Genomic DNA, 13,548 nt, shown 5'->3' on the forward strand with positions numbered 1-13,548 from the left:
GAACAGAGAAGTTAAGCCCGGCTGCGCCGATGGTACTGGGGTCACACCCGGGAGAGTAGGTGGCCGCCAACCCCAACTAAAGGGCCGTCCCAAAAAGGACGGCCCTTTTCTTTTTTGTACCACACGCTACGAGCCGATCCGTATTGAATATTCAGGACTTATTCGTTGGCTAGGATAAATATCCTAAAGACCGGATATACTTTTGCGGCTAATCGCAAAAACCATATTTAAACAAGAAGCGGCTCTCCTATTAATAGGAGAGCCGCTTCTTTATGTGTTGGAGTGTGACTGATTTTTAGATATTGATGAATTTAGGATGAATCAAATTCTCCATAGAGAATATCTCGTCCCATTTGGCTTGTGTAATCAGTTTACGCTCCAAGACTGTAATCTCATGGATAGACTTGCCGGTTGCTAGAGCTTCTTTAGCAATAGAAGCAGACTCTTCGTAGCCTAATATCGGGTTAAGAGATGTCACAATGCCAATGCTATTCATTACCATGTTCTTACATATCTCTTCGTTGGCTGTGATGCCATCTACACATTTAGCTTGTAAGGTATAGCAAGCATTTTCAAGGAATGTCAGGGAGTTAAACAAGCTATAGGCGATAACAGGCTCCATTACATTCAGCTGTAACTGCCCAGCCTCGGCTGCCATTGTCACCGTCATATCAGCCCCTATTACATAATAGGCTGTTTGGTTCACTACCTCAGGTATAACAGGGTTCACCTTGCCCGGCATAATAGAAGAGCCCGGCTGCATCCGAGGTAAGTTAATCTCGTTCAAGCCGGCACGTGGGCCAGATGATAGCAGGCGAAGGTCATTACATATCTTAGATACTTTTACGGCGCAGCGCTTCATCACACCAGATACCTGTACATAGGCGCCTGTGTCGCATGTGGCTTCAATCAAGTCTTCTGCCAAGATTACCGGTACTTCCGAAATCTCACGGAGAATATCAGTTACCAATTGCGGATAACCTTCCGGGGCATTTATTGAGGTGCCAATGGCTGTCGCTCCCATGTTAATCTCACAGATTAACGCTCTCACCTCATTTAGGCGCTGAATATCTTCCTTGATGGTTGTAGAGAAACCATGGAATTCAGCACCTAGTGTCATTGGAACGGCATCCTGCAACTGAGTGCGGCCCATTTTCAATACCTCCTTAAACTCATCACTCTTTCGTGAAAAAGATTGTTGCAAGGCATCTAGGCTTTCGATGAACCCTTGGATCTTCCAGTAGAGCGCTAGTCTAAAAGCAGTAGGATAAGCATCGTTAGTGGATTGAGAGCAATTCACATGGTTGTTAGGGTGAAGGAAGTTGTAAGCGCCTTTTGTATGGCCCATATACTCCAATCCCACGTTGGCGATCACCTCATTCACATTCATGTTAACTGATGTGCCCGCACCGCCTTGAATCATATCAGTTACAAACTGATCTAAGTACTCTCCGGCTATTAGTTTATCGCAAGCATAGGAAATAGCCTCTGTTACCTCTTTGCTAAGTACCCCGCATTGATGATTAGCAAGGGCAGCCGCTTTTTTTACATAAGCAAAAGCTTTGATGAATAAAGGCTCTTTAGAGATAGGTATACCGGTTATGTGAAAGTTCTCAATTGCCCGAGCTGTCTGAATACCATAATAAACTTCGCTCGGTATCTCTTTCTCACCTAGGAAGTCATGTTCAATCCTTACTGCATCCATGTTGTATGTTCTCTTCGTGATGTATGTATTTGTTATTCACCCGGCTGGGGAGCTGTTATAGACAATGGTACATCTATGCCCAGCTCTTGCGCGGCAGCCAGCACAATATCAGTGGCGTATTTCTTCGTGCATCGCAGTTTACCACTTTGGCTAAAGTCTGTAATCAAACTCTGATTGATGATGAGTTTAGAGGCATACTCGCCGTAGTTAGCCATAATGTATTTCTGTACTTCTGTTAAGTGCTCTTTACGTCGCTCTGTCTCAGGGGTGCGCAGCGGTCTATGGAAGCGGTGCTCCGGGTAGTCATGACTTATGTTGTTTTCTTTCGCAGCAGCCTTAGACTGTTGCATGGCCTCCTGTAACAAGCGCTCATTTTTAGGTTTCTTAAGATTACCATGTATCCCCCTTGTGTGGTTGAGCCATTCATGCAGGTCTACATTGGGGTTGTTGGCCAACTCAACCAATGCCTCGTTCGGGATGACGAAGTGCGCCGGTTTGTTAAACTGCCTTGCCATCTCTTCTCGGAAGGCGTAAAGTCCTTTCAAGAGGTACTGCTGATAATAGTTGAGCCGGTATGAGTGCTTTAGTCTGAGATGGGGATTATCAGACTCTGTATATTTAAGTTGCTCCAAAATGTGGTTTTCCTCTTCCAACCAGTGCATGCGTCCCTGCTTTTCGATCTCCTCAAGCAATTTAGCTTTGATCTTATGCAGATATATGACGTCTATGGCAGCATACCGCAACTGGTCCTCTGTGAGAGGCCGCTTATTCCAGTTACTTGATTGCTGCGACTTATCGATCTCTTTGCTAAATTCCTCCTTGAGCACAGTTGCCAACGAAGAGCGCTCGTAGTTCAATATTTTGGCAGCCACATCGGTGTCCATAATACCTTTTACACTGCAACCCATCTTATCTAGTAACAGGATATCGTTGTTGGAGTGATGGATTATCTTTGTGATAGCAGGATTTTCCATCAGCCTGAAAAATGGGCTAAGGTCTTCTATGTAAAACGGATCTATGATAAAGCAAGTCCCGTTGCCATCTGCAATCTGTACAAGGCACAGATTAAAGCCATAGGTATAGCGGTTTTGATCAAACTCAAGGTCAACGGCCAACTCTGTGCATTGTTCTAACTGATTGATGGCCTGTTGCAAGGCATCTTCAGAAGCTACCAACTCAATAGCCACGCCATCCTCTTCTAAAGGTAAATTTTCCATTGGCTAAATTTAAACAAGTATTAAGCCATATCCACGCGCCAACCACTATTTTCTTTTCGGTGATCAGGGACAAAAAAAGTCCCCACCAACTAATTGGTGGGGACTTTTCTTCTATGTATCTATGTAATTACTGGATAGGTCTTTCCTCTGGAATTTGATCAGCTACACCGTCATTCACGGTAGTATCCATTACTGTAGTTGTATCAGCTTCCATATCCATATCTGCGTCCATGTCGATGTCCGTGGTCTCCACCTCATCAATACGATCTGTTTCTGTAGCCGTATTGTTCTCAGAACCACAGGCCGTGAAAGCGAAAAATGCGAATGCAGCGAAAGCAAATTTTATTGTCTTTTTCATGATAATTCAAGTTTTGTTAAACAAGTAAATTTGTACTTATTTATTCGTGTTATACGGAAAGGTAACCCGAATGATTAAAGTTTTTTTAAAATTTGCCAGTGAAACAGCCTTGTAAGCTTGTAAAAGGAGGTTTTTAGATAGTGTAAGGACTAAAACTGTGTCAGTATAGCTTAAGGGATATTATGGCTCTTATCTCTTGAAATAGGATATTGTTAATAAAGATCTCTATGGGTTTTGTCTTGGTCAAGTAAAAACAAAAGCCCTTTGGTTTTCCAAAAGGCTTTTGTTTTTACCTAAGCGGATTGACACATTATTGTGCCAAAGAGCTATCACGTTTAGCTTTAAACTCCGACTTTTCTCGCCACTCGGGGTAAGTCTCGCCGTTAGCAACGCGGTATCCTACCAGGAAGAATAAACGCAGATCCTCTACGGCGCCATCCAAGTTCCAGTCATCACGCACTTCATCGCTTACTTTATGGTAGTGGTCTGCTGTGTATTGTTCCTGCCGCTTGGTAATGTAGTCAGCATCTTGGCCACGGGCGATTATACCTGACTTGGCGTATAGTGCAGGCACGCCCTGCTTGGCAAACTCAAAATGGTCGGAACGGTAGAAAGAGCCTTTCTCTGGAGAAGCCTCCGGTACAATGCGTCTGTTTTGTGAGCGGGCCTCTTCTGCCAAAATATCCTCTAGCGAAGAGTTTCCATGCCCGATCACGATCACATCTTCTGTAGGGTGATAAGGATTGAGCACATCCATGTTGATATTAGCCAGTGTCTTGTTGAGCGGGTACAGCGGATTAGACGCGTAGTATTTGGACCCAAGTAGGCCTTTCTCCTCTGCTGTCACGGCCAAGAACAGAATGGAGCGCTTCGGCTTTTCAGGCAGCTGGGTAAAAGCCTTAGCCAGCTCAATTAGGCCGGCAGTGCCGCTGGCGTTGTCCATGGCACCGTTATAGATTTGATCGCCTTGCAGCTTTTCGTCTTTGCCCAAGTGGTCCCAGTGCGCGGTATATACTATGTACTCATCTGTTAATTCCGGGTCGCTACCTTCTAACTTTGCAATTATATTGCGCGAGTCAGTCTCGCGTAGTTGATTCTTTACTGTAAAGTTAGCCTTAGCATTCAAGTTAATAGGCTTAAAGCCTTTTTGGGCAGCGGCAGTCTTCAGTTGTTCAAAGTTATTGCCAGCCGCGGAGAAGAGTTCTTTGGCCTTGGCCTCTGTTATCCATGACTCAACTGCTATGAGGTCCATGTTTTTGCCGGTGTTGCTGATATCAAAGTTCTCACGACTCCAACTGCCCGACACTACTTCATAAGGATAGCCAGCAGGTCCGGTTTCATGGATGATGATAGCGGCGGCGGCGCCTTTCTCGGCGGCTATCTCATACTTGTAAGTCCACCGGCCATAGTAGGTCATGGCTTTGCCGCCGAACATGGTACTGTCTAACTGGTCTGGATTGTTTGGGCTAGGTATAGGCGGATCGTTGATGAGCATCACGATAGTCTTACCCTTAACGTCCACTCCCTTGTAATCGTCCCAGCCATATTCCGGAGCTACGATGCCGTAGCCCACGAACACCATGTCGGAGTTGTTAACGTTTACATTCTGCACAAAGCGGCGCGACACGGCCACATAATCATCTGGGAAGTTGAGGTTGATGGTTTTGCCTCCGGCTGTGAAGTTGGCTTTTGGCTGTGCTGTAAAACCGAACATTGGTACGTTTTGGACGAATGTGCCATCCGGGTTGCCGGGCTGCAAGCCCAGCTTTTTAAACTCGCGGGTGAGGTAGTTTACTGTGGAGTCTTCACCGGCTGTGCCCGGGCTCCGGCCTTCGAACTCGTCAGAGGCCAGCACCTTGATGTGCTGCAGCAGGTCATTGGCATTTATACTTTGTAGTGCGGGCTGTATCGAGGCACTATCAGTGTCCACTACGGAGCGCTCGTCGGTTGTTTGGTCTGCGACCTCTCTTGCGTTTTCGCTGCAGGCAAAGGCCACTAGGCTAAGGCAAGCCAGACCGATAATATTCTTTTTCATAGGGTTAGTATAGGTGTTAAAGTACTGAAGATAATACTTTTATTCACGCCTATAGTTACGCCGTGCCGGATTTTACTTAGGCTGCCACTTCCCAGCTGGCTGGCACGCCACGGTGCAGTACTTTGATTAGACCAAGGCAGGCATCCAAGTCTTGGTAGAGCTGACACTCCCAAATAACCACGCGCTGCCAACCTGCTTCCCGGTATTGGATTTTATAGCGTTCGTCACGCTGTTGGTTACTAGTAAACTTTTCTTCCCAGAATCGTAGGTTTGATTTGGGAAAAGCCGGCTGACAATGAGGGCAGCGATGCCAGAAGCAGCCATGCACGAAAATAGCGAGCCGGCGAGAAGGGTAGCAGATATCTGGTTTGCCGGGAGCTTTGCGCCAATGTATTCTGTAGCCACGGAGTCCCTCTTTCCAAAGGGCACGTCGAAGCAACAGCTCAGGCTGTGTATTGCGGCTCTTATTGGCGCGCATGTAGCGTGTGACTTTCTCACGGGTTGTGAGGGCTTGTGGGCTTACGGCCTGCTTATACTTTTTTGCGTTTTTCTTAATAGCCAAACTAGGTAGACTAATTGATGCTGTAAGGTAAACACTGAGCCAAAGGTATAAGTGCCAGTAATGGTTCTAGATCAATCAAAAAGGCTGCTTAAGAATCGCTTTATGGAAAATCTAAATCATAATAGCTTGTTGCTGCGGTTAACACTAAACTAAATAGAAATCTTATATATAAAGGTAGTGAGTTGATAAAGAGACGTATTTGCTTATGCGAATGTATAAAGTTTGAATTGTTGTAAATACTCTTAACTTTGCCTTTACACACAGCCGTAAACTTAACTATGGATAAATATACCTACATCGCAAATGCGCACGGGACTTACATCGATGAGCTTTACAAATCTTATCAACAGGACCCGGAGTCGGTAGACTTTGGATGGCGCAAATTCTTCGAAGGCTTTGAGTTTTCGACAGCCTATAACGAGAACGGCCACGAAGTAGAAGGCGCTCCCATGGCCGCCCCAGCCAAGGCTGCGGGAGCAGCTGGTGAATCTGACAAGGAAGTAGCGGTTCGCAACTTTATATACGCTTACCGCAGCCGCGGACACCTGCGCTCTAAGACCAACCCGGTGCGTGAACGCAAAGACCGTAAAGCGCTGCTAGATCTAAAGGACTTCGGTCTGTCAGAAGCTGACCTAGACACAACATTCCAAGTTGGTGAGATTATCGGCATCGGACTTGCCAAGCTGCGCGACATTGTGGCGGCTGTGCAGAAGATATACGAAGGTCCTATCGGTTACGAGTATATGTACATCCGCGACCCGGAGGTACTGTCTTGGCTGCAGAACAAGATCGAGAACGAGTCATTGAACTTCAACCCGGGTATTGAGTACAAGAAGCGCATCCTTTCCAAACTGAACGAGGCGGTTGTATTCGAGAACTTCCTGCACACAAAATTCTTAGGTCAGAAGCGTTTCTCGCTGGAAGGTGGCGAGACGACTATACCTGCATTGGACGCCATCATCGACAAAGCCTCTGAACTTGGCGCTAAAGAAGTCGTGATTGGTATGGCGCACCGTGGCCGTCTGAATGTGCTGGCCAACATCATGGGCAAAACCTACGAGCAGATATTCTCTGAGTTCGAAGGGACGGCCACGCCAGACCTGACCATGGGCGATGGGGATGTGAAGTACCACATGGGCTTCTCTTCTGAAGTAGATACACCATCTGGAAATAAAGTGAACCTAAAGCTGGCGCCTAACCCATCACATTTGGAGGCGGTGAATCCAGTGGTGGAAGGTTTTGTGCGAGCCAAGATCGACTGCATGTATGATCGCGATCCGAAGCGTATTGTGCCGATTCTGATCCATGGTGACGCAGCCGTTGCCGGGCAGGGCATTGTATACGAGGTAACGCAAATGGCAAAGTTGTCAGGTTACCAGACGGGTGGTACGATTCACTTTGTGATCAACAACCAAGTAGGTTTTACGACTGACTTCGAAGACGCTCGCTCTTCCATATACTGCACGGATGTGGCCAAGATTATTGATGCGCCAGTGCTGCATGTGAACGGCGACGATCCGGAGGCTGTGGTATTTGCCGTGCGTCTGGCCGCTGAGTACCGTCAGAAGTTCGGTAACGACATTTTTATCGACATGGTGTGCTACCGTCGTCATGGACACAACGAGGCAGACGAACCGAAGTTCACGCAGCCGCACCTCTATAACCTGATCTCGAAGCACCCGAACCCACGCGAGGTATACAACAAAGACCTGATTGCTCGTGGTGATATTAATGCAGAACTGGCCAAGTCTATGGATAAGGAGTTCCGACAGATGCTGCAGGACCGTTTGGATATGGTGAAGCAAAAGCCACTCCCTTACAACTACCAGTCATTGGAGAAGGAATGGAAAGAGTTGCGCCGCTCTACCCCTGAGGATTTCAACCAGTCGCCTGAGACAGGTATAGCACAGGAGGTGATCGATAAAGTTGGCAAAGCGCTTACTAGCGTGCCGCAAGGCTTTAAACCACTCAAGCAGATTGAGAAGCTGTTGAAAGAGCGTAAAGATATGTTCTTTGAGAGCCGTCAGTTGAACTGGGCAGCCGCCGAGTTGCTGGCTTACGGTTCCATCCTAGCTGAAGGCAGAGTAGTGCGTCTGAGCGGACAGGATGTGCAGCGCGGTACATTCTCGCACCGTCATGCTGTCCTGCGCGACGCCAACACAAGCGCTCCTTATTCTAACCTGAACTACATTCAGGAAGATCAAGTAAAGCTTGAGATTTATAACTCGCTACTTTCAGAGTATGGTGTGCTGGGCTTTGAGTTTGGCTATGCCATGGCAAACCCAAATGCACTCGTGATCTGGGAAGCCCAGTTTGGTGACTTTGCCAACGGTGCACAGGTGATGATCGACCAGTTTATTGCCGCTACAGAGTCTAAGTGGCAGCGTATGAACGGTGTGGTAATGCTGTTGCCGCATGGTTACGAAGGTCAGGGACCGGAGCACTCTAACGCCCGCCCTGAGCGCTTCCTGCAGCTGGCCGCCGAGAACAACATGTTCGTGACCAACATCACAACACCAGCTAACTTCTTCCACTTCCTGCGTCGCCAACTGGCCCTGCCATTCCGCAAGCCGGCTATCAACATGGCGCCTAAGTCACTGTTGCGTCACCCGAACGTGGTTTCGCCAGTAGAGGAGTTTACTAAAGGTGGTTTCAGAGAAGTGATCGGTGACAGCTATGCTTCGGCTAAGTCGGTGAAGAAGGTGTTGCTGTGTACTGGTAAAGTTTACTTCGACCTGCTGGAGGAGCAGCAGAAGAACAAGCGCAAGGATGTGGCCCTGATTCGTATGGAGCAGCTGGCACCATTCCCGAAAGTGCAGCTGGAAGCCGAACTGAAAAAGTATAAGAACGCGAAGGTATACTGGGTACAGGAAGAGCCAGAGAACATGGGCGGCTGGATGTACATTCTGCGCATCATGCGCAATGGTATAGAAGATGTAGTGGCACGTAAGCCAAGCGCATCGCCTGCTACCGGTTACAACAAGATCCACGGCAAAGAGCAGCTGGAGCTAGTTGAGCGCGCGTTTGCTATATAAATAATTAATGGGCAGGTATAAGAGATTAACTCAGGTGATTTAGTCTATTATACCTGCTCGTTCGTAAGTCATAATTCGTAATTCATAATTTATAAAAAAATATGAGCTTAGAAGTTAAAGTGCCTGCTGTAGGTGAGTCGATCACCGAGGTAACCATAGCCCAGTGGCTAAAAAAAGACGGCGACCGTGTGGAAATGGATGAGGTGATTGCTGAGCTGGAATCTGACAAAGCCACCTTTGAACTGCCCGCAGAAGCCGCAGGCATTTTACGCATCGTAGCGCAGGAAGGCGATACCATTGAGGTGGGTGCCACGATCTGCCGCATCGAGCAAAACGGCGAAGCAAGCAGCGCCCCTGCTGCCCCAGCCGCTAAACAAGAAACTGCCGCTCCGGCCGCAACTGCACAGGAGTCTGCTCCTGCCGCTGCACAAGGTTCTGGCGAAACAGTAGAAATGCGCGTACCAACAGTAGGCGAGTCTATCACGGAAGTAACGATTGCCAGCTGGCTGAAAAACGAAGGCGACCATGTAGAAATGGACGAGGTAATCGCCGAGCTGGAGTCTGACAAAGCAACTTTTGAGTTGCCAGCAGAGGCTGCTGGTACTTTACAGATCGTTGCCCAGCAAGGAGACACAGTAGAGATCGGTGGACTGCTTTGCCGCATCGTGGCAGGCGCGGGTGCAGGTTCCTCTAAACCAGCTGCCCAACCAAGTGCTCCAGCCGCGCAGCAGGCTTCACAACCAGCTGCCGCTGCTCCATCTGGCGCACAAACTTATGCTTCCGGAACGCCATCGCCAGCTGCCGGTAAAATTCTTTCTGAGAAAGGAATAGACCCAGCTAATGTGCAAGGTACAGGCCGTGACGGTCGCATCACGAAAGAAGACGCGATGGGCGCTCAGAAGTCAGCTGCACAGCCAGCCGCCGCTCCGGCTGCTAAGCAAGAGTCTGCTGCTCCAGCGCCGGCCGCTTCTGGCGAGCGCAACCAGCGTCGTGAGAAAATGAGCTCACTGCGTAAGACAGTTGCCCGCCGTCTGGTGCAGGTGAAAAACGAAACGGCCATGCTGACTACCTTCAATGAGGTAGACATGAAGCCGATCATGGACATCCGTTCCAAATACAAAGAGCAGTTCAAGGAAAAGCACGAGGTAGGTCTTGGATTCATGTCCTTCTTCACGAAGGCTTGTACTGTAGCCCTGAAGGAGTGGCCGGCAGTAAACGCACAGATCGATGGCAACGACATGATCTTTAATGATTTTGTGGATGTTTCAATCGCCGTTTCTTCACCTAAAGGTCTGGTAGTGCCGGTTATCCGCAACGCGGAAAGCCTGACACTGGATGGCATCGAGAAAGAAGTAATTCGTCTGGCTAAGAAGGCGCGCGACGGAAAACTTTCTATCGAGGAGATGACAGGGGGTACCTTCACTATCACCAACGGTGGTGTGTTCGGTTCTATGATGTCAACGCCAATCATCAATGCGCCGCAGTCTGCCATCCTAGGTATGCACAACATCGTGCAGCGCCCGGTTGCCGTGAACGGACAAGTTGAGATTCGCCCAATGATGTACCTGGCTCTTTCATATGACCACCGCATCATCGATGGCCGCGAGTCGGTTAGCTTCTTGGTGCGCGTGAAGGAGTTGCTCGAAGATCCGATGCGTCTATTGCTTGGCGTTTAATTTATTGAGATGATAGAAGGAGGGGTAAGCGACAGAGTTTGCTCCTCCTTTTGATTGCAATCATATTGGAAATTGTCCCCTTGAGGGGACTGCAGGGGTTTTTGTCTGCTAGACGTTAAACATCCCCCTACCCCCTTCAAAGGGGGACTTTCTCAAAGAAATCAAATACAAACCGAGAGTATACCTCTTCCAAAGTATAGAAAGAAATGAAATACGACGTTACAGTAATCGGTTCTGGTCCTGGCGGGTATGTGGCAGCTATACGCTGTGCGCAGCTAGGCCTGAAAACCGCTATTATAGAGAAGTATAACGTACTGGGTGGTACTTGCCTGAACGTAGGCTGTATCCCATCGAAAGCGCTGCTCGATTCATCAGAGCACTACCACAATGCGGCGCACACCTTTAAGGAGCACGGTATTGAGTTGAATGACCTGCAGGTGAACATCGAGCAGATGATCAACCGCAAGGCGGGCGTAGTGAAGTCGAACAACGACGGCATCGCTTTCCTGATGAAGAAGAATAAGATCGACACTTACTATGGTCTGGGCTCTTTTGTGAGCAAGAACAAGATCAAAGTAACAGGTGCTGACGGCAACGTGCAGGAGATCGAGACGGACAAGACCATTATCGCGACGGGTTCTAAGCCAACTTCGCTGCCATTCCTGCCAATCGATAAAAAGCGCATCATCACCTCTACAGAGGCCTTGACGCTGACGGAGGTACCGAAGAAAATGGTTGTGATCGGTGGCGGTGTGATTGGTCTGGAGCTGGGCTCTGTATATGCCCGCCTAGGTACGAAGGTACAGGTGATTGAGTACATGGACGCTATCATCCCGACGATGGACCGTGCGTTGGGTAAAGAGTTGCAGCGTGTACTTAAGAAAACACTGGGCTTCGAATTCTTCTTCAACCACAAAGTAACTGGCGCTACCAATGAAGGAGAGTCAGTGACCGTGACGGCTGAGAACCCTAAGGGCGAAACAGTGACATTCGACGGCGACTATGTGTTGGTATCAGTTGGCCGTAAGCCATACACCGAAGGGCTTGGTCTGGAGAACGCAGGTATACAGATGGGCGAGCGCGGTATGATTGCCGTGAACGACCACTTAGAAACCAACGTACCGGGTATCTACGCCATCGGTGACGTAGTGCGTGGCGCAATGCTGGCACACAAAGCCGAAGAAGAAGGCGTGTTTGTAGCCGAGACCATTGTTGGTCAGAAGCCGCACATTAACTACAACCTGATACCGGGTGTGGTGTATACTTGGCCGGAAGTAGCAGGCGTAGGCTTCACTGAAGAGCAACTGAAAGAGCAGGGCCGTGCTTACAAGACCGGTTCCTTCCCGTTCAAAGCGTCAGGCCGCGCGAAGGCGTCAATGGACACAGACGGTTTTGTGAAAGTACTGGCTGATAAAGAAACCGACGAGATTCTGGGTATGCACATGATCGGCCCGCGTATTGCCGACCTGATTGCAGAGGCGGTAGTGGCGATGGAATTCCGGGCATCGGCGGAGGACATCTCCCGCATGAGCCATGCACACCCGACGTATACAGAAGCCATAAAAGAAGCTTGCTTGGCAGCGACTGAAAACCGCGCCCTGCATATCTAACATATCAGTTAGAAAACACAAGTAAAACAGCGCTACCTAATGAGGGTGGCGCTGTTTTGTTTTATGGCTATATAGGGATCAAAACTGTTTTAATGCTTTTGCGTTAGAGGTAAATATGAAAAATTAAATATGATACGGCTATGAGACAGCAAGAAAACCTCCGCGGAAAGACACTCAGACTTCTATTGCTGTCCGGCATTTTCATTCCTTTCTTAGTGGCCAGCTTTACAAGCCAAACTGTGGGTGCCAACTTCCTAGAAATAGCCATGATTTTCAGTATGGTTTTTCTGTTTAGCTCCCTAGCTTATTGGATCATAGCACGGACTATCGTGCAGCTGCTGGAAGACTGATCCACTTATTTTAGCTACTACATGTCTTAGCTGCAGCCAGTAATCTTGCCAGCGTGGTTCTTCGTGTCTTATCAAATAAATTTATGATGCAGGCAACCCTCTAATGGCAGGGTGCATCTATGGGGGTATAAGCTGATGTTCAACTCACTAAATATACCTTGAAACCATGAAAAAATCATTCCTATTTCTATTCCTGTTGGCGGTGCCTTTCTTGGTTCAGGCACAAACTCGTGTAAACGCTTCCGAAATCATCGCGAAAATAAACAGAGGCGAGGCGGTGACTTATAAAGATGCCGAGATCGTGGGTGATCTGGATATGACGCAGCTACAGAACATGAAACTGGAGAAAGAACCAGATAATAAGTATAGCACAAAGGAATTTATCAGTACCGTGACCGCTCCATTAACTTTTATAAACTGTACTTTTAAAGGCGACGTGCTGGCCTATTCCAACCCAGAGAGCCAGAATATCAAATTGCTGAGCAATACCAGTAAGAACGAGGTATATAATACCAATTTCGAAAAGGCAGTGCGCTTCGAGAACTGTGTGTTTGAAGCTGCCAGTGCTTTCAAGTATTCTAAATTTAAAGAAGACGTGTCGTTTGCTGGCAGCCGTTTCCAGCACGAAGCTTTGTTCAAGTATAGCAAGTTCTCCAGATCAGCGGATTTCAGCCAAGTGCGGTTCGGTGATGAAGCCAATTTCAAATATGTCACTTTCCCACAAGCCGCTAGCTTTGAGAGTACCTCTTTCAGCAGAGAGGCGAACTTCAAATATGCGAAGTTCAGCAAAGACGCCAATTTCGCACGGGCAAACTTCAAGGGCTTGGCAAATTTCAAATACACGAAAGTGGCGAATAACATGAATCTGCAAAAAGCCGTGTTCGATGGAGATGATGATTTTAAGTATACGCAGGTGAGTGACCGCAAAGTCAGCCGGGCTGATTTGATGAATTAAGATTGTTCATCGGATACCCTCGAAACAAGGGCGCCAGTTTAGGGA

General features: G+C 48.1%; 10 protein-coding genes. 5 read left to right on the forward strand and 5 right to left on the reverse strand.

From position 1 onward, the window contains the following. Nucleotides 1-295: 295 nt before the first annotated feature. The 5 genes from aspA to Q1A04_RS18020 all read right to left on the reverse strand — a co-directional run bounded on the left by aspA (nt 296) and on the right by Q1A04_RS18020 (nt 5,877). Nucleotides 296-1,705, reverse strand: a complete 1,410-nt coding sequence (gene aspA, locus Q1A04_RS18000; protein WP_299708855.1) for an aspartate ammonia-lyase — start codon at nt 1,703-1,705, stop codon at nt 296-298. 32 nt (nt 1,706-1,737) lie between these two features. After that, nucleotides 1,738-2,922 carry an HRDC domain-containing protein gene (locus Q1A04_RS18005; protein ID WP_299708858.1) on the reverse strand — a complete coding sequence of 395 codons (1,185 nt, stop codon included), beginning with the start codon at nt 2,920-2,922 and terminating at the stop codon, nt 1,738-1,740. Nucleotides 2,923-3,049: 127 nt separating this feature from the next. Then, complete coding sequence (locus Q1A04_RS18010) at nt 3,050-3,280, reverse strand: hypothetical protein (RefSeq protein WP_299708861.1); 231 nt, start codon at nt 3,278-3,280, stop codon at nt 3,050-3,052. Between the two features lie 310 nt (nt 3,281-3,590). After that, entirely contained in the window at nt 3,591-5,315 is a 1,725-nt protein-coding gene (locus tag Q1A04_RS18015) for a M28 family metallopeptidase (RefSeq protein WP_299708864.1), read from the reverse strand. A gap of 76 nt (nt 5,316-5,391) precedes the next feature. Then, entirely contained in the window at nt 5,392-5,877 is a 486-nt protein-coding gene (locus Q1A04_RS18020; protein ID WP_299708867.1) for a very short patch repair endonuclease, read from the reverse strand. 278 nt (nt 5,878-6,155) lie between these two features. On the opposite strand from Q1A04_RS18020, the gene Q1A04_RS18025 reads away from it, so the two are divergent. The 5 genes from Q1A04_RS18025 to Q1A04_RS18045 all read left to right on the forward strand — a co-directional run bounded on the left by Q1A04_RS18025 (nt 6,156) and on the right by Q1A04_RS18045 (nt 13,503). After that, on the forward strand, nt 6,156-8,912 hold the full coding sequence (locus Q1A04_RS18025) for a 2-oxoglutarate dehydrogenase E1 component (protein ID WP_299708870.1): 2,757 nt from the start codon (nt 6,156-6,158) through the stop codon (nt 8,910-8,912). Nucleotides 8,913-9,013: 101 nt separating this feature from the next. Beyond that, complete coding sequence (odhB, locus tag Q1A04_RS18030) at nt 9,014-10,588, forward strand: 2-oxoglutarate dehydrogenase complex dihydrolipoyllysine-residue succinyltransferase (RefSeq protein ID WP_299708873.1); 1,575 nt, start codon at nt 9,014-9,016, stop codon at nt 10,586-10,588. A 206-nt stretch (nt 10,589-10,794) separates the two neighbouring features. Beyond that, nucleotides 10,795-12,198, forward strand: coding sequence for a dihydrolipoyl dehydrogenase (gene lpdA, locus Q1A04_RS18035; protein ID WP_299708876.1), 1,404 nt, complete (start codon nt 10,795-10,797; stop codon nt 12,196-12,198). A gap of 140 nt (nt 12,199-12,338) precedes the next feature. Then, nucleotides 12,339-12,548 (forward strand): hypothetical protein, encoded by a 210-nt coding sequence (locus Q1A04_RS18040; RefSeq protein ID WP_299708879.1) that lies wholly within the window; start codon nt 12,339-12,341, stop codon nt 12,546-12,548. Between the two features lie 166 nt (nt 12,549-12,714). After that, nucleotides 12,715-13,503, forward strand: coding sequence for a pentapeptide repeat-containing protein (locus Q1A04_RS18045; protein WP_299708882.1), 789 nt, complete (start codon nt 12,715-12,717; stop codon nt 13,501-13,503). Nucleotides 13,504-13,548: the final 45 nt, after the last annotated feature.

This window comes from uncultured Pontibacter sp. (assembly GCF_947499215.1).
In the GTDB taxonomy this organism is placed as follows: domain Bacteria; phylum Bacteroidota; class Bacteroidia; order Cytophagales; family Hymenobacteraceae; genus Pontibacter.

Coding starts and splice junctions, on each gene's coding strand:
- aspA (WP_299708855.1), bottom strand. CDS start 1,705: ATGGATGCAGTAAGGATTGAACATGACTTCCTAGGTGAGAAAGAGATA.
- Q1A04_RS18005 (WP_299708858.1), bottom strand. CDS start 2,922: ATGGAAAATTTACCTTTAGAAGAGGATGGCGTGGCTATTGAGTTGGTA.
- Q1A04_RS18010 (WP_299708861.1), bottom strand. CDS start 3,280: ATGAAAAAGACAATAAAATTTGCTTTCGCTGCATTCGCATTTTTCGCT.
- Q1A04_RS18015 (WP_299708864.1), bottom strand. CDS start 5,315: ATGAAAAAGAATATTATCGGTCTGGCTTGCCTTAGCCTAGTGGCCTTT.
- Q1A04_RS18025 (WP_299708870.1), top strand. CDS start 6,156: ATGGATAAATATACCTACATCGCAAATGCGCACGGGACTTACATCGAT.
- odhB (WP_299708873.1), top strand. CDS start 9,014: ATGAGCTTAGAAGTTAAAGTGCCTGCTGTAGGTGAGTCGATCACCGAG.
- lpdA (WP_299708876.1), top strand. CDS start 10,795: ATGAAATACGACGTTACAGTAATCGGTTCTGGTCCTGGCGGGTATGTG.
- Q1A04_RS18040 (WP_299708879.1), top strand. CDS start 12,339: ATGAGACAGCAAGAAAACCTCCGCGGAAAGACACTCAGACTTCTATTG.
- Q1A04_RS18045 (WP_299708882.1), top strand. CDS start 12,715: ATGAAAAAATCATTCCTATTTCTATTCCTGTTGGCGGTGCCTTTCTTG.